This is a genomic window from Duganella zoogloeoides, assembly GCF_034479515.1.
In the GTDB taxonomy this organism is placed as follows: Bacteria; Pseudomonadota; Gammaproteobacteria; order Burkholderiales; family Burkholderiaceae_D; genus Rugamonas; species Rugamonas zoogloeoides.
The window spans coordinates 372,384-396,206 of record NZ_CP140152.1 but is presented as its reverse complement, the minus strand read 5'-3'; the positions used below and the strand labels follow the sequence as shown (position 1 = coordinate 396,206).

The following is a 23,823-nucleotide window of genomic DNA, read 5'->3' as shown; positions in this document are numbered from 1 at the left end:
AAGTGGTGATGGTGGCGGCGGTATCGTCCGGCCAGGGCAAGACCACCTGCACCGCCGCGCTGGCGCGCAAGCTGGTCAAGCTGGGCCGCCGCGTGCGCGTGTTCAAGTGCGGTCCCGACTTCATCGATCCGATGCTGCTCGAACGCGCCACCGGTGCGCCGGTGCGCACGCTCGACCTGTGGATGGTGGGGCTCGGACATTGCCGCAGCCAGCTGGCGCAGGCCGCGCAAGAAGCGGACGTGATCCTGATCGAAGGCGTGATGGGCTTATATGACGGCACGCCATCGTCGGCCGATGTCGCGCGCACCTTCGGCGTGCCGGTACTGGCCGTGATCGATGCTTCCGCCATGGCGCAGACAGCCGGCGCCATCGTGATGGGCCTGCGCGACTACGGCCCGGTGCAGATGGCTGGCGTGATCGCCAACCGCATCGCCAGCGAAAACCACGGCAAGATGGTGGCCGCATCGCTGCGCGACATCCCGCTGTTTGCCACCATGCCGCGCCAGCAGGTATCGCTGCCGGAGCGCCACCTGGGCCTGGTGGTCCCCGGCGAAATCCATAACCTCGATGCCCTGCTCGACCAACTGGCCGACCAGCTGATGTTCGACGAAGCGGCGTGGGAAGCCCTGGCGCCGGTACGCATCGAGATGCCTGCAGCGCCAGCAGCGCCCCTCGAAGCGACGCCACTGCACGGCACGACGATTGCGATTGCCCGCGACGCTGCCTTCATGTTCCTGTATCCCGCCAACCTGGACCTGCTGCGCGCGCTGGGCGCCGAGCTGACTTTCTTCTCGCCGCTGGCCGACGAACCGGTGCCAACCGAGGCGCACGCGGTGTACCTGCCCGGCGGCTATCCCGAACTGCACGCACCGGCGTTGAGTGCAGCTGCCACCTGGCGCGCCTCGATCCGCGCAGCGCACGCCGTCGGCACGCCCATCGTAGCGGAATGCGGCGGCATGATGGCGCTGGCCGATACCCTCGCCGACCAGCAGGGGCAAGCATGGCCGATGGCCGGCCTGCTGCCGGGTGCTGTGGCGATGCAGCCACGCCTGGCCGGCCTGGGACCGCAGGCACTGCTCACCGACGACGGCATTCTGCGCGGGCACACCTTTCATTATTCAAAACTGACAACCACAGTGGCGCCAGCCGCGCATACAATCAAGCACCCCTCCGCAATCCAGGGTGAAGCCTGGTATCGCGTTGGCTCATTGACCGCTTCGTATTTTCACGCATATTACCCATCCAACCCGGCGGCGGCAGCCGCCTTGTTCATGAGGAGACACGGATGACACGTACACTGGTTCTGGGAGGCGCGCGCTCGGGCAAGAGCGCCTACGCCGAACGCCTGGCCATCGAGTCCGGCAAGGAAGTCGTTTATATCGCCACCGCCACGGCCGGCGACGCCGAAATGGCAGCGCGCATCGCCCATCACAAGGGCAGCCGCCCCGGCGAGTGGACCACGGTGGAAGAACCGCTGGCACTGGGCAACCAGCTGCTGCGCTGGTCGTCGCCCGAACGCCTGATCCTGGTCGATTGCCTCACGCTCTGGCTGAGCAACCTGCTGTTCTCGAGCGGCCAGGAATACCCGGACGTGGGCGAAATCACGCTGCCCGCATTGTTCCACGAACAGCACGACATGCTGGCCAGCGCGCTGACCAAGTGCAGCAGCGACATCGTGCTGGTATCGAACGAGGTAGGCCTGGGCATCATGCCGTTCGGCGCCATCTCGCGCTGCTTCCTCGACGAGCAGGGCCGCCTCAATCAATCGGTGGCCGCCATTTGCGACCGCGCGGTGTTCGTCGCCGCCGGCCTGCCGCTGGTTCTGAAGGGATGATTGCCGGGTTGACCTTTGCCGCCATCGCGGTGCTGATGGTCGCCGGTGTGCTGCTGGACCTGCTGCTGGGCGAAGCACGCCGCTGGCATCCGCTGGTGGGCTTCGGCAACCTGGCGATCGGGCTGGAACGCCGGCTCAATCGCGGCACCGGCAAGGCGCGCTTCCGGCGCGGCGTGCTGGCCTGGATGCTGGCCGTGCTGCCTGCCACCGCGCTGGCCGCGCTGCTGGTTTGGGCAGCTGCCACAGTGAGTTTCTGGCTGGCGGCCGCGGTGCACGCGGCCATGCTGTACGTATGCCTCGGCTTGCGCAGCCTGCGCGAGCACAACCTCCCCATCGCCCACGCACTGGCGCAAAACGATTTGCCGCAGGCGCGCTATCTCACCTCGCGCATCGTCAGCCGCGATACCAGCAGCGCCAGCGAAGTCGAACTCACGCGCGCCAGCGCCGAATCGCTGCTGGAAAACGGCAACGACGCGGTATTCGCCACCCTGTTCTGGTTCATCGTCGGCGGCGGTCCGGGTGCGGTCATGTTCCGCATGGCGAACACGCTCGACGCCATGTGGGGCTACCGCACCGAGCGCCTGCTGCGCTTCGGCTGCGCCGCCGCACGCCTGGACGATGCCTTCAATTACCTGCCCGCGCGGCTGACCGCACTGTCGTACGTGGTGCTGGCGCCCGGGCTGGCCGCCAAACGGCGCGCCTGGCAGTGCTGGCGCGCGCAAGCCCCGCTGTGGGACAGCCCCAACGCCGGCCCGGTCATGGCCAGCGGCGCGGGCTCACTCGGCGTACAACTGGGCGGCGCAGCCATTTATCACGGCCAGCTTGAAGAACGCCCGGTGCTCGGCGCCGGCGTGCCCGCCACCGGGGTCGATATCAGCCGCGCGTGGAAGCTGGTTACGCACACCACCGCGCTGTGGCTGATTGCCGGCCTGGCGCTGGCGCTTTTGCTGGAACTGCTGGAGGTGCTCCATGCTTGAACACGGCGGCAATCTGCGCGACGCCACGCTGCGCTTCGGCCGCTCCGACTGGCTCGACCTGTCCACCGGCCTCAATCCACGCTGGTACCCGGCGCCCGCGCTGCCTGGCAACGCGTGGCACCGCCTGCCCGAAGCATCGCCGGAACTGGCCGCAGCAGCGCAAGCATGCTACGGCGCGCCGCTGATGCTGCCGGTGGCCGGCACGCAAGCCGCGATCCAGGCCCTGCCCCGGATGCGCGGACCTTCGCGCGTGACAGTGGCCGCTCCCTCGTATGCCGAACATGCGCACCACTGGCATGGCCACGGCCACACGCTCACGCAAACGCCGTATGCGGAACTCGATGCGGCCATCGCGCGCAGCGACGTGGTGGTGGTCTGCAATCCGAACAATCCCACCGGCGCCACCGTGCCCGCTGCGCAGTTGCTGGCGTGGGGGCAGCAGCTGGCCGCACGCGGCGGCTGGCTGGTGGTCGATGAAGCGTTCGGCGACACCGCGCAGCACAACAGCGTGGCCGCGCACAGCGGGCAGCCGGGATTGATCGTGCTGCGCTCTGTTGGAAAATTCTTCGGACTGGCCGGCATCCGGCTTGGCTTCGTGGCCGCCCACGCCGACCTGCTGCGCGACCTGGCCGACCTGCTAGGCCCCTGGACCATCAGCGGTCCCGCACAGCACATCGCGCTCGCCGCTTTGCACGACCGGGCCTGGCAAGCCGACACCCACGCCTACCTGCACGCGGAGGGCGCACGCCTGGCCGCGCTGCTCGCCAGCCACGGCATCGCCTCAACCGGCACGCCGCTGTTCCAGTGGTGGGCCGAACCGCAACCGGAAGCGTTATGGCAGCACATGGCCGAACGCGGTGTGTGGGTGCGGCTGTTCCGCGAGGCCGCGCGCGGCATCCGCCTGGGCCTCCCTCCCGAAGAAGCAGGCTGGCGGCGCCTGGAATCCGCATTGAAAGAATGGACCGACAAATGAAACGCATCACACTCCTGGCGCTGCTGTCGCTGGCCGCCATCTCGATGAACGCCAACGCTGCCATCACCGTGCGCGACGACGATGGCAACATCATCACCCTGGCCAAGCCGGCGCAGCGCATCGTCGCCATGTCGCCGCACGTGACCGAGCTGCTGTTCGCGGCCGGCGGTGGCGAGCGCATCGTCGGCGCCGTCACCTATAGCGACTACCCGGAAGCGGCCAGGAAGATTCCGCGCATTGGCACCAACCGGCAAATCGACATGGAGCGCGTGATCGCCATGAAGCCGGACCTGATCGTGGCCTGGATGCACGGCAGCTCCGAGCGCCAGATCGATACCTTGCGCCAGCTGGGCATCCCGATCTTCCACAGCGAACCCTTGAAACTCGACGGCATCGCCGACAACGTGCAGCGCCTGGGCCAGTTGCTGGGCACGGAAAACGTGGCGCAACCGGCCGCCGCGCAAATCCGCGCGCAGTTTGCCGCGCTGACGAAACAGTATGCCAGCCGGCCGCCGGTACGCATGTTTTACCAGGTGTGGGACAAGCCGCTGTATACCCTGAGCGGCGGCTCGATCGTCACCGACGCCATGCGCGTGTGCGGCGGCGTCAACATCTTTGCCGACCTGAAGGTGACGGCGCCGGTGGTCAGCATCGAAGGCGTGCTGCTAGCCGATCCCGAAGCGATCTTCGGCACCGCCGAAAAGGACTACGGCGGCGTCACGCTGTGGAAGCAGTACACCACCATGAAAGCGGTCCGCAACGGCAACCTGTTTACGCTCGACGGCGAACTGCTCAACCGCGCCGGCCCTCGCATGGTGGACGGCACCCGCGCCATGTGCGAGATGCTGGAGCAGGCCCGCCAGCGGCGGAAGAACTGATGGCGTTTCCTTACACGACCCTGATGGTGCAAGGCACCACGTCCGACGCCGGCAAAAGCACCGTGGTGGCGGCGCTGTGCCGGCTGCTCAAGCGCGACGGCGTGCGCGTGGCGCCGTTCAAGCCGCAAAACATGGCGCTCAACAGCGCGGTGACAGCCGACGGCGGCGAGATCGGCCGCGCCCAGGCGCTGCAGGCGATTGCCGCCGGCGTGGCGCCGCACACCGACATGAACCCGGTGCTATTAAAACCTTCGAGCGATATCGGCGCGCAAGTGATCATCCACGGCCAGGTACGCGCCGAGATGAATGCGCGCGACTACCACCGCTACAAAACGGTGGCGATGGAAGCCGTACTGGAATCGCACCAGCGCCTGCTGGCGCAATACGATTGCGTGATGGTCGAAGGCGCCGGCAGCCCGGCTGAAATCAACCTGCGCTCGCGCGACATCGCCAACATGGGTTTTGCCGAGAAGGTCGATTGCCCGGTGATCCTGGTGGCCGACATCGACCGCGGTGGCGTGTTCGCTCACCTGGTGGGCACCTTGTCGTGCCTGTCGGAGAGCGAGCGGGCGCGCACCATCGGTTTCGTGATCAACCGTTTCAGGGGCGACATCAAGCTGCTCGAACCGGGCCTGGAATGGCTGGAACAGCAAACCGGCAAACCGGTGCTGGCCGTGCTGCCGTATTTGCATGGCTTGTTCCTCGATGCGGAGGATGCGGTGCAGGCGGTGCAGGCCTCGACCGGCGCGTTTCGCGTGGTGGTCCCGAGCCTGCCGCGCATGAGCAACCACACCGACTTCGACGCGCTGCGCGCGCACCCGGACGTGGACCTGCGCTTCGTGCGCCAGGGCGAGCCGATACCGCCGGCGGACCTGATCATCCTCCCGGGCAGCAAGAACACGCGCGGCGACCTGGCGTGGCTGCACACGCAAGGCTGGCCCGCCGCCATCGCGCGCCACCTGCGCTACGGCGGCAAGGTGATCGGCGTGTGCGGCGGTTTCCAGATGCTGGGTACCAGCGTGCTTGATCCCCTCGGCATGGAGGGCCATGCCGGCGCTTCACCGGCCCTGGGCCTGCTCGACATGTCCACCGAAATGACGCCGCACAAGCGGCTGGTGCAGGTGCATGGCCGTTGCGCTTTCAACGACGACGGCGCGCCAGTGACGGGCTACGAAATCCACATGGGCACTTCGACCGGCGACGCGCTGGCACGGCCGGCGTTCAGGATCGACGGCCGGCCCGAGGGCGCGGTGTCCGCCGACGGCCAGATTCTTGGCACCTATTTGCACGGCCTGTTCGACACGCCACAGGCATGCAGCGCGCTGCTGCGCTGGGCCGGACTCGATACACAGAACACGGTCGATACGGCCGCCCTGCGCGAGGCCAGCCTGGAACGCATCGCCGACGCCACCCAGCCGCTGTACGATGCGCTGAAGGCCCTCACCACGCTCAAGGCGGTGCACTGAATCACACCGCCGGGCATTCCTCGAGCTTGCGGTTGCCCGGACCGGCCAGGGTGCGCAGACTGCGCTCCACCGCTGCCGTGTACTCGTGCTTTTGCACGGTATCGACGAAGCGGAAATCGCAGCGCACCTGCTCGTGCGTGGCGGTGACCACCAGGTAACCGCGCTTGCTGGTTTCGGCGTAGTACAGCGGCGCGATCATGTCGGTCATCATGGCCGCCACGTCGTCCGGGTTGCGGCCCCGGTGGCCGCCTTCCATACCAGGCGACGTCACGCCAGGGGTGGCGAATTCCACGCCCACCTGGCGGCCGTTGGCGTCCAACAGGTCGCTGGCCCATGCGTTATGGGTGTCGCCGGCCAGCACCACCACGTTCTTGCGGTGCCGCGCCATGATGGCGAACAGCCGTTCGCGCTCGCTCTGGTAGCCGTCCCACGAATCGAGGTAGCACGGCAGCGACGGCGATGCGAGCCAGCGCCGCTCGCGGTCGGTCACGCCCGCGGGGTCGAGCGCCGCGCGGCGCTTCGCCGCCACGTAATCGGTGCTCGAACATTCACCCAGCACCACCGCCTGCGGATGCTCCATGCGCGCCATCAGCACCTGCTGCCCCAGCATCTGCCAGCGCGCAGTCGATTGTTCCACCTGCCGGTCGAGCCATGCCATCTGCTCGGCGCCCATCATCTGCCGGCGCGGCGAATACAGGTCGCTGCGGTACCTGCCCTCGTCGAACCGCTTGCTGGCGTCGAAATACGAGGACATCATCAGTTGCTGGTCGCGGCCGATCACGCGGGTATCGAGCATGTGCAACGAGACGATGCCGCCGAAGTCGAACGAGCGGTATATCTTGTCAAGCGCCGAGGGATCGGGGGTGCGGATCGGCATCCACTCGTGGTAGGCGGTGGCCGCCGCCAGCTTGCGCAGCTTGAACGGACCGTAGGCGCTGGTCTTGTGGTCGAGCGAGCCGTCGCGCCAGGTGTCGTCGGCGATTTCGTGGTCGTCCCACACGGCGATGAACGGCATGGCAGCGTGCACTGCCTGCAAATCGGCATCGCTGCGGTACTGGGCATAGCGGCGGCGGTAGTCTTCGAGGCGCAGCAGCACGTCGCGCGGCTCGGACACGCGGTCGAGCTGCTTGCCCTGCTCGGCGCCGTAACCGCTGCTTTCGTACTCGTAGATATAGTCGCCCAGGTGCAGCGCGGCGTCGATATCGCCCTGCAGCGCGGCATCGGCATACACGTTGAAAAAGCCGAACGGGTAGTTCGAGCACGAGAACACCGCCAGCTTTACCTGCCGTACATCGGCGCGCGGCAGCGTCCTGGTGCGCCCCACCGTGGATTTCGCGGCGCCAGACTCGAACTGGTAATGGTACACATGGCCCGGCAACAGGCCGGCAGCGTCCACTTTGACGGTGTAGTCCTGGTGCGCGGACGTGGTCACACTGCCCGAGGCGACCACCGAGCGCATGGCCGCGTCGGTGGCCAGTTGCCAGCGCACGGCGATGTCGCCGCCGCCATTGTCCTGGCCCGGCGTTACGCGCGTCCACACGATCACGCGGTCGCTCAAGGGATCGCCGCTGGCCACGCCGTGAGCGAAGCGCAGCGGGCCGACGTTGTCGGCGTTGTCACCATGGCTGGCAGTACTGGTGCAGGCAGCGAGCGCAGTGCCCAGCAGCGCGGTGCCTGCCACCTGGCGCATAAAACCGCGCCGTCCCGGAATTGGCGGTTGGTCGTGCATCTGGCCTCCTCGATATGGTTGCACGCACCATAGCGCCCCGGCATGACCGCATGATGACGGCACTGCAACTCTCCCGCATGCCCGGTGACCTGCTTTGCACATTTATGGGAAAATCGACAGATGGATACTACCGCTCAAAACTCCGCACCACCTCCCGGGCCATCCGCCGCCGAAGTAGCCGCCAAGCGCTACCTGCCCTGGGTGGTGGCCACCGCCCTGTTCATGGAGCAGCTGGACTCCACCATCGTCAACACCGCGATCCCCAGCATGGCGGAAAGCCTGCAGGTGACGCCGCTCAGCCTCAAGGCGGTGGTCACCAGCTATGTGCTCAGCCTCGCGGTGGCGATTCCCGTCAGCGGCTGGATGGCCGACCGCTTCGGCACCCGGCGCGTGTTCATGAGCGCCATCACCATTTTTACGATTGCCTCGATCCTGTGCGGCCTGTCGGTCAACTCGCCGATGCTGGTGGCGTCACGGCTGCTGCAAGGTTTTGGCGCGGCGATGATGATGCCGGTCGGGCGCCTGGCCATCGTGCGCACCTTCCCCAAGTCCGAACTGCTGGCGGCGATGAACTTCGTGATCATCCCGGCGCTCATCGGGCCCCTGCTCGGTCCCACGGTGGGGGGGTTGATCGTGCACTGGATGACGTGGCGCGAGATTTTCTTCGTCAACGTCCCGGTGGGTATCGCTGCGCTGTACCTGGCCAACAAGCACATGCCCGACTACCGCAACGAGGATGCGCGGCCGCTCGACTTCATCGGCCTGGTGTTGTTCGGTACCGGTGTGGCGCTGTTGTCATGGCTGCTCGAGGTGTTCGGCGAACATCGGCTCGATGTGACGTCGATGTCGGTACTGCTGTTTATCGCCTGCTCGCTGCTGGCCGCCTATGTGTGGCATGCGCGCGAGGCCGCGTATCCGCTGCTGCGCATCGCCCTGTTCAAGGTGCGCACCTTCCGCGTCTCGGTCATGGGTGGTTTTATCACCCGCATCGGTGTCGGCGGGTTGCCGTTCCTGCTGCCGTTGCTGTACCAGCTGGGACTGGGCCTGCCGGCCTGGCAATCGGGCCTGTTGATGATGCCGTCGGCGGCGGCGGCCATGTTCATGAAGTTCATCTCGGCGCGGGTGCTGGCGCGCTTCGGCTACCGCCAGGTGCTTACCGTGAACACGGTGCTGATCGGGATTACCATCAGCCTGTTCTCGTTCGTCCAGCAAGGCACGCCGATCTACGTGATCGTGATGATCAGCCTGTGCCTGGGCTTTTTCAATTCGCTGCAGTTTTCGAGCATGAACACCATCGCCTACGCCGACGTGGAGGGTAACGACAGCAGCATGGCCAGCACCATCGCCAGCTCGATGCAGCAGTTGTCGGTGAGTTTCGGCCTGGCGGCCGGTTCGCTGATCACGGGCTGGTATCTCGGCGACGTGCCGCAATCGAACCGCATCGCGCTCACCGCGGCGCTGCATTACGCCTTCCTCACGCTGGCCGTCATGACCGTTCTGTCGTCGATCACCTTCTGGTCGCTGCGCAAGAGCGACGGCGAGAGTATCAGCAAGGGCAGCGTGAAAGAGGCTTAACGTTTTCTGAGCAGGAATTCATGGTGACAGGCCAGGCAGCGTACGCGCACGCTGCCCGCCAGCAGCCGCATCCACCAGGCGCGCGGAATGCGCCGGGTCCAGTCCGACCCGCACCGCGTGCACGTGTACTGCGGCGCCGGCATCAGCGCAGTGGCCGCACGATCAGGCGGTTCACGTAGGGGTCCAGCAGCAGCGGGCCGTCGTACGGTTCCGGCGCATACTGGTAGGCATAGCTGGGTAGCAGCGAGTACTGGATCTGCAGCATCAGCCGTGGCAAGCGGTGCGGCGCCGTGCCCTTGTGAATGCCGGCCGTATCGACCGCAAAGCAAAAGCCGCGCGTGCCAGTGGCCGTGAGCAGCTGCTCGGCGCCGTAGTTGGCGGAGATCTCGTCATCGCTGTAAAAGCGCAACCGCACCGGCGCCTGCGTCAGGTGGCTGCCGTACAAATACACGTGCGGTCCGGCGTCGTGATCGACATCGGTCAGATACACCAGCACCTTCACATAGCGCCAATCCTCCGAGTCGCGATGAAACGCCTGCAAATCGCTGGCGTTGCCCGCCACCGGGAACGACCAGCGCAAGCCCAGCGCCGAGATGGTGGGTTTGCAGCGCATGTAGCGCGCGGCCAGGCCCAGCAGCGGTGCGCTGTTGGCCAGGGCCAGGATGTACGGGCAAGCGATCACGTCGCGCAGGTGGTAATCGGCCACGCGCACGCCCTGCGGCACCTGCGCCAGCGCGAACAACGCGCGCTCACGGTCGCGATCGGTCAGCATTTTGTCTTGCAGGTAGGTGCGGATGGCATCGCACTGCACGCTGCTGAGCAGATTGCCAAGCGGCGCGTAGCCGCTCTGGCTGAGGTTGGCAAGCGCGGCACCCTCCACGGCGCTGGCGGCGTGCAGTTCACGCCCGCTGCCATGACGCAGGCGCAGCGCACAGGTCAGGATGCGCACCACCAACCGGCGCAATGCCGGTCGCGTGACCAGGCGCTGGCTGTAATACAGCAGGCTGTGTAACGGGGCAAAGCGGCGACCGGGCGTCAGCTGTGCATATTCCATGAAGAAATCCTTCCAGGGTTATCCCTGAGAAGGTAGCAATCCGCTGCGCCGCTGCCTTGATGTGAGCTAAGAATCGGGCCCACAAGAAGATAAAGCGCCCCTTGTCTCTTGCCGGTGCAGACGCCTAGAACGACGTCAGCGCCTTGGTGAACTTGATCAGCCACAGGCGGCTTGGGCGCTCAAGGTCAGTACCGCGCGCAACGCGGATGGTGTTGCCGGGCGCGCAACCGGCAGCGCTGCTGGCGATGATGGCGCCGTTGGCATCGATATTGCACTTGGTAACGTCGGCATCTTCGATTACTGCGCCAGCGGCATTGAACACCTTGGTTTTCATGCCGAAGTCGTTGTCGTTGACCAGGGCCAGGGTGTTGCCGTCAACAATCGTCAAACCTTCGGCCTTTTCGGCCAGCCAGCCGATCGCGTTCAAGTCCAACAACACGGTTTTCTTCATGGTGACCACCGATTTCCAGTCGGCGCCGTTGACGGCCGCGCCACCCATGCTGCTTTTTTCCAGGTCGGACGTGGTGGCGTTGTAAGGCGTAGCCGAAATATCGGTAGCAGCGCCAATTTCCACCAGCATCAGCTTGTTGAATACGTTGCCGCCAGGCGCGGCGCCCTGCTCGATCACGATGAACTTGCCGTTACCCAGCGCGACCACGTCGCCGAGCTTGGCATTGCCGGTGCGGCCATCCTGGTAGTCGGCAGCATCCAACGGATACGCGTACATCTTGCCCGAGGTGCCCGTCGTCGGATCGAATTCGGTCCAGCGCGTGAAGCGCGCAAAGCGTTCGATCGCTTCGCTTTTGCCGGTCACCGTGTAGAGGGTATTGCCGTCGGTAAGCGGGCTTTGCAGGAAACCGTGCAGTTTGTCGGTGCTGGTATCGAGCGCCATGCCTTCCATGCCGCGATTGGCGCGGCGTTTGGCGAAAATGGCCGGCAAGCCGGTACCCGGTGCGTACTTGCTGAGGATGAGGCCGGTGGCCGGATCGATCTTTTCGATGAACGGACCATATTCATCGGATACCCACAGCGCGTTGCGCTTCTTGTCGAACACGATCGCTTCGGAGTCGAGCCCGCCCGCGTTGAAGGTGGCCTTGCTGGCGGCGTCATATTTCATCACGTCCATCACCGGCAGCTCGGACGTGTAGCCCACGGTGCCCGGCGCCACCGGCAGGCCCGAGGTGGGGACGGTCGCCGAGACCTTGATCGGCGTGGACGATGTCAGCACAGCACCCGACTTGCCCACCGTGATCACCCCAAACGAGGGCGCAAAACTCGGCGACGGGAAAATTTTGCTGCCCGTCACGCCGGTACCGCTCAATGCCGGCAGATTGGGGCCGTCGCCGTTGGGGCCGCGATCGGTCAGGCCATAGAACTCGAGGTCGCCATTGGCATTGGTGCCCTTGAAGGCCAGCGCCGAGCCATACGACGGCAGGAAGCCGAACGGGAATTCTTCCTTGACCCTGGCGTTGCTGCCTTCGTAGGGGATATAGAACTTGCTGTCGGCCTGGACCTGGTAGCGGGTGACGGTGACGGCCACGTCGCCCAAGTTATTTTTTTGGGTAAAAGTTTCGTTCACCGGCGTACCGCGCCTGGACGCGAGCGTGTCTTCGAAATGCTCGCGCACCAGCGCGCGGCGGCTGTCATCGACGCTGCGCACGGCATATTTGGCGCCGGCCTTGGCCAGGGTGGCGCCCAGATTGGTATTGAAAGCGGAGGCGGCGGCGTTGAAATCGACGGTCTGAGCGGCCAGCGCGGTCTTGGCCTCGGCGGTCAGCTTGATGCCGTTCGACGGATCGTTGTCATCGTCGAGCAATTGCAGGGCCAGCAGTCGGTTGATCACTTTGGCGTCCTTGATATCGACCACGCGGGCCAGTTCCAGCGGAGTGACCGTGGACGCACACAAGGTGCTGCCCAAGGCGATGCCGCCAATGCTGAAGCTGACGGTGTCGCCAGCATAGCAGGTGAACTCGCCTTTGGCGTTGGTGACCGCCTTCGGTGCGGCGCCGGCGACATAATCGAGGTTTTCGACCACGCCATCGAGGAACACACCGGTCATGGCCGGATTGATGGGCGCCGCCGCATCGTGGTCGCTGCCACCACAGCCTGCCAAAACGGAGATTACCGCGAGCGACACCAGGGAAAGACGCATCATGCTGAACCACCTCTTATTAGGAAAGAGACAAGTTTAGCGTCCATAAGTGACAGGAATATGACCTACAAAAGCAAAAAAGCCCCAACCAGATCACTGATTGGGGCTTTCTCTATATAACTAGCCTGACGATAACCTACTTTCACACTGGTTGCAGCACTATCATCGGCGCAAAATCGTTTCACGGTCCTGTTCGGGATGGGAAGGGGTGGGACCGATTTGCTATGGTCATCAGGCATTGAACTGTACGGGCCGCGTCGTTTGACGTTGCCCAGAATCTGGGAGAAGTAAGTAGTCGGTGTGCATACACACCTGGGTAATGAAGTTGTATCAACGAACGTTCCAACGCACTTCTTATTCGCTACAACCTGCTAAGGTTATAGGGACAAGCCGTACGGGCAATTAGTACTGGTTAGCTTAATGCATTACTGCACTTCCACACCCAGCCTATCAACGTCCTGGTCTCGAACGACCCTTCAAAGAGCTCAAGGCTCTGGGAAATCTCATCTCAAGGCAAGTTTCCCGCTTAGATGCTTTCAGCGGTTATCTCTTCCGAACTTAGCTACCCGGCAATGCCACTGGCGTGACAACCGGTACACCAGAGGTTCGTCCACTCCGGTCCTCTCGTACTAGGAGCAGCCCCCTTCAAATTTCCAACGCCCACGGCAGATAGGGACCAAACTGTCTCACGACGTTTTAAACCCAGCTCACGTACCACTTTAAATGGCGAACAGCCATACCCTTGGGACCGGCTACAGCCCCAGGATGTGATGAGCCGACATCGAGGTGCCAAACTCCCCCGTCGATATGAACTCTTGGGAGGAATCAGCCTGTTATCCCCAGAGTACCTTTTATCCGTTGAGCGATGGCCCTTCCATACAGAACCACCGGATCACTATGTCCTACTTTCGTACCTGCTCGACTTGTCAGTCTCGCAGTTAAGCACGCTTATGCCATTGCACTATCGTCACGATGTCCGACCGTAACTAGCGTACCTTCGAACTCCTCCGTTACACTTTAGGAGGAGACCGCCCCAGTCAAACTGCCTACCATGCACTGTCCCCGACCCGGATAACGGGCCAAGGTTAGAACCTCAAATGAACCAGGGTGGTATTTCAAGGTTGGCTCCACGAGAACTGGCGTTCCCGCTTCAAAGCCTCCCACCTATCCTACACAGATTGATTCAAAGTCCAATGCAAAGCTACAGTAAAGGTTCATGGGGTCTTTCCGTCTAGCCGCGGGTAGATTGCATCATCACAAACACTTCAACTTCGCTGAGTCTCGGGAGGAGACAGTGTGGCCATCGTTACGCCATTCGTGCAGGTCGGAACTTACCCGACAAGGAATTTCGCTACCTTAGGACCGTTATAGTTACGGCCGCCGTTTACTGGGACTTCAATCAAGAGCTTGCACCCCATCATTTAATCTTCCAGCACCGGGCAGGCGTCACACCCTATACGTCCACTTTCGTGTTTGCAGAGTGCTGTGTTTTTATTAAACAGTCGCAGCCACCAGTTTATTGCAACCCTTTCGCCCTATCACAGTAAAGTGACCAAGCTACCGGGGCGTACCTTTTCCCGAAGTTACGGTACCAATTTGCCGAGTTCCTTCTCCCGAGTTCTCTCAAGCGCCTTAGAATACTCATCTCGCCCACCTGTGTCGGTTTGCGGTACGGTCTCGTATGACTGAAGCTTAGAGGCTTTTCTTGGAACCACTTCCGATTGCTACAGAACCGAAGTTCTTCGTCCCAGTCCCTTGAATTACGCACCCGGATTTGCCTAAGTGCCTTCTATGAACCAGAAACTGCCTATTCCAACAGGCAGACAACCTTCCGCGATCCGTCCCCCCATCGCATCATACGACGGTGCAGGAATATTAACCTGCTTCCCATCAGCTACGCATCTCTGCCTCGCCTTAGGGGCCGACTCACCCTGCTCCGATGAACGTTGAACAGGAAACCTTGGGCTTACGGCGTGGGGGCTTTTCACCCCCATTATCGCTACTCATGTCAGCATTCGCACTTCTGATACCTCCAGCATCCTTTACAAGACACCTTCGCAGGCTTACAGAACGCTCTCCTACCATATGCTTACGCATATCCGCAGCTTCGGTGACTGGCTTAGCCCCGTTACATCTTCCGCGCAGGACGACTCGATCAGTGAGCTATTACGCTTTCTTTAAATGATGGCTGCTTCTAAGCCAACATCCTGACTGTTTTAGCCTTCCCACTTCGTTTTCCACTTAGCCAATCTTTGGGACCTTAGCTGGCGGTCTGGGTTGTTTCCCTCTTGACGCCGGACGTTAGCACCCGACGTCTGTCTCCCAAGCTCGCACTCATCGGTATTCGGAGTTTGCAATGGTTTGGTAAGTCGCGATGACCCCCTAGCCATAACAGTGCTCTACCCCCGATGGTGATACTTGAGGCACTACCTAAATAGTTTTCGGAGAGAACCAGCTATTTCCAAGTTTGTTTAGCCTTTCACCCCTACCCACAGCTCATCCCCTAATTTTTCAACATTAGTGGGTTCGGACCTCCAGTGCGTGTTACCGCACCTTCATCCTGGCCATGAGTAGATCACTTGGTTTCGGGTCTACACCCAGCGACTATCGCCCTGTTCGGACTCGATTTCTCTACGGCTTCCCTATATGGTTAACCTTGCCACTGAATGTAAGTCGCTGACCCATTATACAAAAGGTACGCAGTCACGGAACAAGTCCGCTCCTACTGTTTGTATGCACACGGTTTCAGGATCTATTTCACTCCCCTCCCGGGGTTCTTTTCGCCTTTCCCTCACGGTACTGGTTCACTATCGGTCGATTACGAGTATTTAGCCTTGGAGGATGGTCCCCCCATATTCAGACAGGATTTCTCGTGTCCCGCCCTACTTGTCGTACGCTTAGTACCACCGTTTGAATTTCGTGTACGGGGCTATCACCCGCTATGGCTGCCATTTCCAGAGCATTCCACTATTCAATCGACTATCACGTACAGGCTCTTCCCATTTCGCTCGCCACTACTTTGGGAATCTCGGTTGATTTATTTTCCTGCAGCTACTTAGATGTTTCAGTTCGCCGCGTTCGCTTTGCAACCCTATGTATTCAGGTTGCAATGACCTAAAAGGCCGGGTTTCCCCATTCGGAAATCTGCGGATCAAAGCTTGTTTGCTAGCTCCCCGCAGCTTATCGCAAGCTACTACGTCCTTCATCGCCTGTAATCGCCAAGGCATCCACCATGTGCACTTATTCACTTGTCCCTATAACGTTAGCCCCTGCGACTAAACAAGGAGCGTTTATAGGAATAAGAAGTACTACGTTGTTGCGTTTGTTGATACATACAATCATTACCCATCGCATTACGTCTTACCGTAACACGACACATAAAAATCTACTTACTTCTTCCAGATTGTTAAAGAACATACAGCACTTGGTCTCTAAAAGACCAAATCTAAACCTAGCGGCTTACATTTGAACTCTTGGTGGAGGATGACGGGATCGAACCGACGACCCCCTGCTTGCAAAGCAGGTGCTCTCCCAGCTGAGCTAATCCCCCTGAGATTTACTACAAGGTTTTGCGCTTAACTGGTAGGGCTGGTTGGACTCGAACCAACGACCCCCGCGTTATCAACACGGTGCTCTAACCAGCTGAGCTACAGCCCCAAATGCTGTTCTTCTAATTGACAGTCGATAAGTGTGAACGCTTGATGAAGGTTATTGCTAACCCAGTGCTACTCTAGAAAGGAGGTGATCCAGCCGCACCTTCCGATACGGCTACCTTGTTACGACTTCACCCCAGTCACGAATCCTACCGTGGTAAGCGCCCTCCTTGCGGTTAAGCTACCTACTTCTGGTAAAACCCGCTCCCATGGTGTGACGGGCGGTGTGTACAAGACCCGGGAACGTATTCACCGCGACATGCTGATCCGCGATTACTAGCGATTCCAACTTCATGCAGTCGAGTTGCAGACTACAATCCGGACTACGATACACTTTCTGGGATTAGCTCCCCCTCGCGGGTTGGCGGCCCTCTGTATGTACCATTGTATGACGTGTGAAGCCCTACCCATAAGGGCCATGAGGACTTGACGTCATCCCCACCTTCCTCCGGTTTGTCACCGGCAGTCTCATTAGAGTGCTCTTTCGTAGCAACTAATGACAAGGGTTGCGCTCGTTGCGGGACTTAACCCAACATCTCACGACACGAGCTGACGACAGCCATGCAGCACCTGTGTGCAGATTCTCTTTCGAGCACTCCTCAATCTCTCGAGGATTTCTGCCATGTCAAGGGTAGGTAAGGTTTTTCGCGTTGCATCGAATTAATCCACATCATCCACCGCTTGTGCGGGTCCCCGTCAATTCCTTTGAGTTTTAATCTTGCGACCGTACTCCCCAGGCGGTCTACTTCACGCGTTAGCTGCGTTACCAAGTTAATTAAAACCCGACAACTAGTAGACATCGTTTAGGGCGTGGACTACCAGGGTATCTAATCCTGTTTGCTCCCCACGCTTTCGTGCATGAGCGTCAGTTTTGACCCAGGGGGCTGCCTTCGCCATCGGTGTTCCTCCACATATCTACGCATTTCACTGCTACACGTGGAATTCTACCCCCCTCTGCCAAACTCTAGCCTTGCAGTCACCATCGCCATTCCCAGGTTGAGCCCGGGGATTTCACGACAGTCTTACAAAACCGCCTGCGCACGCTTTACGCCCAGTAATTCCGATTAACGCTTGCACCCTACGTATTACCGCGGCTGCTGGCACGTAGTTAGCCGGTGCTTATTCTTCAGGTACCGTCATTAGATCTCTGTATTAGAAAAACCCGTTTCTTCCCTGACAAAAGAGCTTTACAACCCGAAGGCCTTCTTCACTCACGCGGCATTGCTGGATCAGGCTTGCGCCCATTGTCCAAAATTCCCCACTGCTGCCTCCCGTAGGAGTCTGGACCGTGTCTCAGTTCCAGTGTGGCTGGTCGTCCTCTCAGACCAGCTACTGATCGATGCCTTGGTAGGCTTTTACCCTACCAACTAGCTAATCAGATATCGGCCGCTCCAGGAGCATGAGGTCTTGCGATCCCCCACTTTCATCCTTAGATCGTATGCGGTATTAGCGTAACTTTCGCTACGTTATCCCCCACTCCAGGGTACGTTCCGATATATTACTCACCCGTTCGCCACTCGCCGCCAGGTTGCCCCGCGCTGCCGTTCGACTTGCATGTGTAAGGCATGCCGCCAGCGTTCAATCTGAGCCAGGATCAAACTCTTCAGTTTAATCTCTGTTTATTTGCCGATTTCTCGGCACCATCATCGCTGATGGGTCGCTCACTCAAAATACTGACAGGCCACTATTTTCATAGCGCCTATTTCATTACTTCTTGTGAACATTTGATAATTTAAGTATCACGCTGCAAGCAGCGTGTGCACTGTCATCAAACGTCCACACTTATCGACTGTTAATTTTTAAAGAACTGTATTTGGTGTTGCGGTACTGCGTTTCGCTGCGATCGTTTTGTCTGCCGCGAAGAAGAAAGAGTATGAAGCGTTTAGCTTGTTTCGTCAACCTTCTTTTTTCTCGCTTCGTTCAGCATTTGCATGCCGTGTTCTGCGAGGGGGCGAATTATAGCCAAGCCAGCAGGGGCTTGGCAAGAGGCTTTTTTACACGGTGCCGGCAACGTCTGGATACAGTCGTACCAGGGTCGCGGAAATGATTTGCTTGATCAGTAATGCTGCGCGGTCGCCGGTGATGGCGACCTTTTCACGGCGCACGTCTTTCCACAGTTCGACCAGGCCGGCGTCGTGCTGGCTGACGACCTGCTCCACTTCTTCCTGCCAGAATGCCGGCGCTTCGTTTTCAACAAAATTGCCACGGCCCCGGCCGAAGTGCGCCACGGCCAGATAGCGCAGCACGCCGACGATGACCAGGTTGCGCATGAAGGCGTCGGTAAACTGCACGGCAGCGACGTTGCGATCGGTGCTGGCGTTGAAACCCCAGGCGGCGCCCGCAAAGGTCAGTGCGCCCACCACGCCGCCGATGATGGCGCCGCCTCCTAATGTCAGTCCGCCAGCCATGACGTCGGCCGACAAGCCAGTGGCCGCGCCCGAGAGCATGGCGCCCAGCAATCCCGCTTGGGCCTTGTCGATCGGTGCGCGCACAGCAAAGCTTTCGCGCACGCGCTCGTTGATCTTGCCGGCGTCGGTGGGATCGAGCTGGTGCAGGATCAGCAGTTCGCGCGTGCTGTCAATCGACCGCTGGTTCAAGCGCGCGACCAAGGTGGCCATCGCCCGGTCCTGGCGCTGCTGTTCTTCGTTCTTGCCGATGCCCACCACCTTGAGCGCTGACTTGAGCATGCTCTTGCCCTCTTCCACGACCTGCTCGCTGTCGCGTGCAGCTGTGGACAGTTGCGCAGCCAGCAGGTGAACGGCGCGGTCGTAGCGCTCGGTGTTGCGCGCCTGCCAGGTGGCAAACAACCGGGCGTAACCCGCCTGCAACGACACGTCGAGCAACTTGCCCACCGTGTCGTAGAACACGCGCTCGTGCACCCAGCAGCGGGCAAAGGCGTCCAGCGCCAGCACCTCACGCACGGCCGGATACTGGCGCAGGTGCTGGCGCCAACGCTCCTGCTCGGCGTGTTCCTCGCCCACCGGGCGCGGCCGGCCTACCTGGTTGAGCAGCACCACTACCGGCTTGTCCAGCCATTCGAGGATTTTCATTTCCGCCGGCAGGTAACCGGTGTCGCGTGGATCTTCCGATGAATTGACCAGGTAGAGCACGAGGTCGGCCGAATCGCGCGCCGTGCGCATCGCTTGCTGGCTGAGCCAGAACGGCCGGTCGCGGTAGCGGTCGATCACTTCGCGCAGGAACCAGCCGACCGGATTACCCGATTGGCCCAGCCGCTTGAGCAGGCGCACCGAGTCGCCAAAGCCCGGCGTATCCCACAGTTGCAGCGAGTCTCCGTGCGGCGTGGTTAATAAAGTGTGCGATTCGGCAAAGATGGTGACATGGGCGGCGTCGCGTACTTCGCCGATATCGACGCCGACCAGGGTGCGGGCCAGCGTGGTCTTGCCATTATTGGTATGCGAAATCAGGGCAAACTGAATCTGCACACCGTCTTTTTGCGTGGAAACGGTCATTGTGGTGTCGAGAGTGGCAGCCCGGCTTCGAGCGGATGGGCGCCGGGGTTGAGCAAGTTGACCACCGTGGCCCTGGTGTGATGGAAGTGGCAGAACTGCTGCCACAGCGCCACACGCTCGGCCAGGCGGGCGCGGTCGTCGGGATGGTCGCCCATGCGCTCGACGTAGCTCGATTGATCGAGCAGCACGGCGATGCCGCGCGGCGAGGACTTGACCAGGTAGTCGAGGAAGGCGCCGTGGTTTTCCTTCTCCGGCGTGGCGGTGATGTTGAACAGCACGGCGGTGATATTGACGTTGGGGTCGGTCAGATCGACTTCACGCAGCAGCTCGCGCGCGTCTTCGCCATAGGCGCTCGATGGCCGCAACATCATGCGGCCCTGCTCGCCGAACGCCATCACCGCGACCTGCACCAGGCCCTGGTGGCGCACCTCGTCCACCGTAAAGCTGTAAGGCAGCACGCGCAGCAGGCCACCGGTGGAGACGCCGATGGTGTCATTGAGGCGACGGAAATAAGGATGGTCGAGGTCGAGCGGGAAGCGTTTGGCGAAATGCGCCGCGCGCAGGTTGTAGGCCAGCGCCAGCAACAGGCGCGGCAGCACCACGAACAGGAAGATGGTCGCCGCATATAAATGCACCCAGCGCGCGCCGCCCTCGGCTGCCGTGGTTTGCGGGAAGCGCAGCGCTTCGATCTCGGCCAAGGTAAAACCTTGCAGGTTAAATACAAACATCGCCGGCGCAAACAGGAAAGACAGCAGGCCATGCACTTGCGATGCATTGAGGAAGGTACTTTCCCAGCCGGCGCCGTATTGGGCCAGCAAGCCGCGCGCATAGAGCGAAGCGACGGCGCCGATGGAAAACAGCGCCGCGCTCAGGTGCACGGTGCGGTTGAGACGGGCCGCCGTCAGCCTGGCGCTCAGTTGCGCCCATTCGCCCATAAAACTGAGCAAGGCGGTCGAGAGTACCGGCGGCATCTTGCGCGGCAGCGCCAGCTTGCCCACGCTCAGGCGGCGCACCATGCCGTCCTTGGGCCAGCCCGGCGCGCGCGATGGAACCACCAGGCTGATCAGCAATCCTATGTAGACCACGAAGTTCCAGGCCAGGATCAGCAGCAAGGGGGCGGAAAGCAGATCGACACGGTGCGGATCGGTAATGCGGTCGAGCGCCACGCCCATTACCAGGGCCAGCAGCGGCAGCGCCCAGGTCAGCCCTTGCAGACCGTAGCGGCGCTTGGAGAAACTGGCAAAGGCAGGGTTGCGCTCGGCCAGGCGCTCGAGCAGCAATTCGGAACGCTGCTGCAGGAAATCGTCGCCGGTCACCTCGGCATGCTTGCCGGAAGCCTGCCATTGCGCCAGTTCACGCGCGCTGCGGCTGGCGTACAGGCGATCGTCCTCGCTGAGAATTTCTTTCTTTTGATCGGTGGTCTCGATGGCGCGGACCATCACCACATCTCTCGCGATTAGCTCGTTCATGGAATCCCCGTTATAAGTTAAACAACCTGACAACCGGGATTGTGGCGTACTTTATGAAATCAAGCCAACGCTGCACGCCCTTTACGTGAGCCGAGTATCTCATACAAAAAATAGACGATGGCAACCGCGATCCAGATCGACCACAGAGTGTGAGTGAGGAAATGGGCGCCGCGCAACTGCTGCATCCACCCCACGGCAAAGCCGAACACCAGCATGGCCGCACCGACAGCCGCGGCCATGCGCGGGCGCGCAGGCAGCCAGAACACGGCCACCGCCAGCAGCCACAGCGCGCTCGACGCGTGGCCAGCCGGCAGGCAGTGACCGGAAGGTATCCCGGCCGGCATCATTTCCAGCAAGCGCACATACGGCTCGCTGCCGCCATAGCGCTGCAAATCCCAGGGGCAGTGCGAATCGCTGAAACGCTTGAGCAGGCTGATCGCTGCCGGCACCAGCAGCGCCGACAGCGCCAGCACGCGCATGCCGGTGCGGCGCGCCACGGTCCAGCTGCGGAACGGCTTGAAGCAATCCCAGCTGGCCACACCCACCACCGTAAAACCCAGCACTTGCAGCACGGTTTTCAAAATTTCGTGGTTGAAGCGCTCGGCCAGCCACGCGTGCTGCCATGGAAACACGTTGCGGGCGCGGTCGAACATGGCGTCGGCCAGGGCCAGGTCGATATCGGTGTTATTGCCGATCCATAGTATCAGCAGGGCAGCGACCAGCAGCGCCCACTCCACCGGCCGCAGCAGGGCGATGCGGCGAGATGTCAAAGGCCTGTCAAGGCTGGTTGGCAAGGGTACAGGCATGGAACATATCCAGTTGCGGGTTATACACGGCGGTGTTGATGTTCAACATGCCCAGGAACGAATGAAACACATTATCGTGCGAGAAATCCTGGTCGCGCCGCGCTTCCATGCAGCGCTGGTCGATATTGAAGCGGTCGCGGAAATTCTGGTCCAGCCACAGCATGAACGGGACATGGCGCTGCTCCTCGGGCGAAATGATGTACGGCGCGCCGTGCAGGTACATATTTTTCTCGCCCAGCGATTCGCCATGGTCGGAGAAATACATCATCGCGGTATCGACGTTGCTCTCGGCGCCGGCAGCGCGCAGCATGTCGATGGTCTTGCTGAGGAAATAGTCGGTGTACAGGATGGTGTTGTCGTACGCCGCGACGATCGACTCGCGCGAGCATTTTTCCAGCTCATTGCTGCTGCACACGGGGCCAAAGCGCTGGAACGCCGGCGGATAGCGCTTCCAGTAGGCCGGGCCGTGGCTACCCTTCTGGTGCAGCACGATCACCAGGTCGCGCCTGGTATTGCGGATAATGTCGGGCAAGCCTTGCAGCATGCGCTCGTCGTAGCACTCGTCCTTGCCGCAGAACGGATCGCCGGCCTTGACCTCCGACATGTCTTCGTAGGTGACGCGGTCGCACGCACCCTTGCAGCCGGAATTGTTATCGCGCCACAACACGTCGATACCGGCGTGGCTGATCACGTCCAGCAGCCCCTCCTGGGACTTGGCCTTGTCTTCCGAATATTTTTCCCGCGTCATGCCCGAGAACAAGCAAGGCACGGAAATCGCCGTGGCCGTACCGCACGAATACACATTCTTGAAATTGATCAGGCCGGCCTGGTGCGACAGCAGCGGGTTGGTGTCGCGGCTGTAACCGTTGAGCGAGAAATTCATGGCGCGCGCAGTCTCTCCCACCACCATGATGGTCACCGTGCGGCGCGGCGCCTGCACGCCCGCCATCGGATGATCGGGGGGCTGCGACCACAGCTTGCCCTTCATGGCGTCGCGGCCCATCGGTTCGACCACCAGCGGCTTGGCATAGTGATGCTTAAAATAGCTGTTGGTTGCCTGGATGACATTGGTGGGCGTGAGCAGGAAGCGCATTTCGCGGTACTCGCGCACGGCCGGCGCCAGGGTCTTGAAAAAGGTCATCATCAAAATGCCGGCTGCACACACGGACAGCAGGACCACGATGGCATTGGTCACCACGCTCCGGGTCAACGACGGATAACGCAGCTTGACGTGGTACACGAACAGCGACGGCAACACGCCCAGCAGGCTCAAGGTGAACAACAAATCCCAGCTCAGCAGCTCCTCGGCTTCGTGCGGGTCGGTCTCCATCACGTTCTGGACCATGGCGGCATCGATGGCGATGCCGTAGCGGTTCATGAAATAGCTGGCGCCGGCTGTGACGAAAAACAGCACGATCAGCACCGGTTTGAGCAGGTAGCGGAAACCGACCAGGCTCAAAAACGCGTTGAACACCAGCGCCAGCATGGCGAATGCGCCCAGGTACAGCGGAATATTGGAAGCGTGCAAGCCCCCGGTGGCAACCACGAAAGTTTTCCAGAAGCTGAAGTTGTAAGCCAGTACCAGGAACACCGAAGCGGCCAGCGTTAGTTGCATCGGATGCAAGGTCAGCTTGCGCAGCCGCGGCAGGATGGAGGTGCGCAGTGCCAGCGGCAACTGCAAGGTCAGGTTGTGAACGTTCACGCGAGGCTCCAAAAGTCTAGCCTCTACCTTACAAACCCGGGGGTCAATTCGCCGTCATGGCGGCGTTAAGATTGCGTTAAACCAA

14 protein-coding genes, 2 tRNA genes and 3 rRNA genes are annotated in these 23,823 nt (G+C 61.3%); 7 read left to right on the top strand and 12 right to left on the bottom strand.

Annotated features, from left to right (window positions below; all coding sequences use genetic code 11):
* Positions 1-8: 8 nt before the first annotated feature.
* Genes SR858_RS01805 through SR858_RS01780 form a run of 6 tightly spaced genes read left to right on the top strand, consistent with a single transcriptional unit; the run spans position 9 to position 6,128 of the window.
* Positions 9-1,289 carry a cobyrinate a,c-diamide synthase gene (locus SR858_RS01805; protein ID WP_040378230.1) on the top strand — a complete coding sequence of 427 codons (1,281 nt, stop codon included), beginning with the start codon at positions 9-11 and terminating at the stop codon, positions 1,287-1,289.
* Positions 1,286-1,834, top strand: coding sequence for a bifunctional adenosylcobinamide kinase/adenosylcobinamide-phosphate guanylyltransferase (cobU, locus tag SR858_RS01800; RefSeq protein ID WP_019924913.1), 549 nt, complete (start codon positions 1,286-1,288; stop codon positions 1,832-1,834). Before SR858_RS01805 ends, cobU begins: the two co-directional genes overlap by 4 nt.
* Positions 1,831-2,811 carry an adenosylcobinamide-phosphate synthase CbiB gene (cbiB, locus tag SR858_RS01795; protein ID WP_019924914.1) on the top strand — a complete coding sequence of 327 codons (981 nt, stop codon included), beginning with the start codon at positions 1,831-1,833 and terminating at the stop codon, positions 2,809-2,811. Before cobU ends, cbiB begins: the two co-directional genes overlap by 4 nt.
* On the top strand, positions 2,804-3,784 hold the full coding sequence (cobD, locus tag SR858_RS01790) for a threonine-phosphate decarboxylase CobD (protein WP_019924915.1): 981 nt from the start codon (positions 2,804-2,806) through the stop codon (positions 3,782-3,784). Before cbiB ends, cobD begins: the two co-directional genes overlap by 8 nt.
* Positions 3,781-4,662, top strand: a complete 882-nt coding sequence (locus SR858_RS01785; RefSeq protein ID WP_019924916.1) for a cobalamin-binding protein — start codon at positions 3,781-3,783, stop codon at positions 4,660-4,662. Before cobD ends, SR858_RS01785 begins: the two co-directional genes overlap by 4 nt.
* Entirely contained in the window at positions 4,662-6,128 is a 1,467-nt protein-coding gene (locus SR858_RS01780; protein WP_019924917.1) for a cobyric acid synthase, read from the top strand. The genes SR858_RS01785 and SR858_RS01780 overlap by 1 nt, the downstream gene beginning before the upstream one ends.
* A 1-nt stretch (position 6,129) precedes the next feature.
* Here the strand turns inward: SR858_RS01780 and SR858_RS01775 are convergent, their stop codons facing one another.
* Entirely contained in the window at positions 6,130-7,857 is a 1,728-nt protein-coding gene (locus tag SR858_RS01775) for an alkaline phosphatase D family protein (RefSeq protein ID WP_026637855.1), read from the bottom strand.
* A 120-nt stretch (positions 7,858-7,977) separates the two neighbouring features.
* Here SR858_RS01775 and SR858_RS01770 point away from each other — a divergent pair, with 120 nt between their 5' ends.
* A complete protein-coding gene (locus SR858_RS01770; protein WP_019924919.1) occupies positions 7,978-9,432 on the top strand; it encodes a DHA2 family efflux MFS transporter permease subunit in 1,455 nt (484 codons plus the stop codon).
* 142 nt (positions 9,433-9,574) lie between these two features.
* Here SR858_RS01770 and SR858_RS01765 read toward each other — a convergent pair whose 3' ends face one another.
* The 11 genes from SR858_RS01765 to SR858_RS01715 form a co-directional block, all read right to left on the bottom strand.
* Complete coding sequence (locus SR858_RS01765; RefSeq protein WP_019924920.1) at positions 9,575-10,486, bottom strand: phytanoyl-CoA dioxygenase family protein; 912 nt, start codon at positions 10,484-10,486, stop codon at positions 9,575-9,577.
* Between the two features lie 124 nt (positions 10,487-10,610).
* Entirely contained in the window at positions 10,611-12,641 is a 2,031-nt protein-coding gene (locus SR858_RS01760) for an esterase-like activity of phytase family protein (RefSeq protein WP_019924921.1), read from the bottom strand.
* Between the two features lie 120 nt (positions 12,642-12,761).
* A 5S ribosomal RNA gene (gene rrf, locus SR858_RS01755) occupies positions 12,762-12,874 on the bottom strand.
* Positions 12,875-13,019: 145 nt separating this feature from the next.
* A 23S ribosomal RNA gene (locus SR858_RS01750) occupies positions 13,020-15,892 on the bottom strand.
* 220 nt (positions 15,893-16,112) lie between these two features.
* A tRNA-Ala gene (locus SR858_RS01745) sits at positions 16,113-16,188 on the bottom strand.
* A gap of 30 nt (positions 16,189-16,218) precedes the next feature.
* Positions 16,219-16,295: transfer RNA gene (locus SR858_RS01740), tRNA-Ile, on the bottom strand.
* Positions 16,296-16,372: 77 nt separating this feature from the next.
* Positions 16,373-17,901 (bottom strand): 16S ribosomal RNA (locus SR858_RS01735).
* The 16S, 23S and 5S rRNA genes sit together here with 2 tRNA genes alongside, the layout of an rRNA operon.
* 384 nt (positions 17,902-18,285) lie before the next feature.
* Complete coding sequence (locus SR858_RS01730; RefSeq protein WP_019923886.1) at positions 18,286-19,761, bottom strand: GTPase domain-containing protein; 1,476 nt, start codon at positions 19,759-19,761, stop codon at positions 18,286-18,288.
* Entirely contained in the window at positions 19,758-21,230 is a 1,473-nt protein-coding gene (locus tag SR858_RS01725; protein ID WP_026637639.1) for a DUF2868 domain-containing protein, read from the bottom strand. The genes SR858_RS01730 and SR858_RS01725 overlap by 4 nt, the downstream gene beginning before the upstream one ends.
* Before the next feature lie 59 nt (positions 21,231-21,289).
* Entirely contained in the window at positions 21,290-22,000 is a 711-nt protein-coding gene (locus SR858_RS01720) for a phosphatase PAP2 family protein (RefSeq protein WP_019923884.1), read from the bottom strand.
* A 7-nt stretch (positions 22,001-22,007) separates the two neighbouring features.
* Positions 22,008-23,738, bottom strand: a complete 1,731-nt coding sequence (locus tag SR858_RS01715; protein WP_019923883.1) for a phosphoethanolamine transferase — start codon at positions 23,736-23,738, stop codon at positions 22,008-22,010.
* Positions 23,739-23,823: the final 85 nt, after the last annotated feature.

Bases quoted from the DNA above. Each gene is read 5' to 3' on its own strand.
- SR858_RS01805 (WP_040378230.1), top strand. From the start codon at position 9: ATGGTGGCGGCGGTATCGTCCGGCCAGGGCAAGACCACCTGCACCGCC.
- cobU (WP_019924913.1), top strand. From the start codon at position 1,286: ATGACACGTACACTGGTTCTGGGAGGCGCGCGCTCGGGCAAGAGCGCC.
- cbiB (WP_019924914.1), top strand. From the start codon at position 1,831: ATGATTGCCGGGTTGACCTTTGCCGCCATCGCGGTGCTGATGGTCGCC.
- cobD (WP_019924915.1), top strand. From the start codon at position 2,804: ATGCTTGAACACGGCGGCAATCTGCGCGACGCCACGCTGCGCTTCGGC.
- SR858_RS01785 (WP_019924916.1), top strand. From the start codon at position 3,781: ATGAAACGCATCACACTCCTGGCGCTGCTGTCGCTGGCCGCCATCTCG.
- SR858_RS01780 (WP_019924917.1), top strand. From the start codon at position 4,662: ATGGCGTTTCCTTACACGACCCTGATGGTGCAAGGCACCACGTCCGAC.
- SR858_RS01775 (WP_026637855.1), bottom strand. From the start codon at position 7,857: ATGCACGACCAACCGCCAATTCCGGGACGGCGCGGTTTTATGCGCCAG.
- SR858_RS01770 (WP_019924919.1), top strand. From the start codon at position 7,978: ATGGATACTACCGCTCAAAACTCCGCACCACCTCCCGGGCCATCCGCC.
- SR858_RS01765 (WP_019924920.1), bottom strand. From the start codon at position 10,486: ATGGAATATGCACAGCTGACGCCCGGTCGCCGCTTTGCCCCGTTACAC.
- SR858_RS01760 (WP_019924921.1), bottom strand. From the start codon at position 12,641: ATGATGCGTCTTTCCCTGGTGTCGCTCGCGGTAATCTCCGTTTTGGCA.
- SR858_RS01730 (WP_019923886.1), bottom strand. From the start codon at position 19,761: ATGACCGTTTCCACGCAAAAAGACGGTGTGCAGATTCAGTTTGCCCTG.
- SR858_RS01725 (WP_026637639.1), bottom strand. From the start codon at position 21,230: ATGAACGAGCTAATCGCGAGAGATGTGGTGATGGTCCGCGCCATCGAG.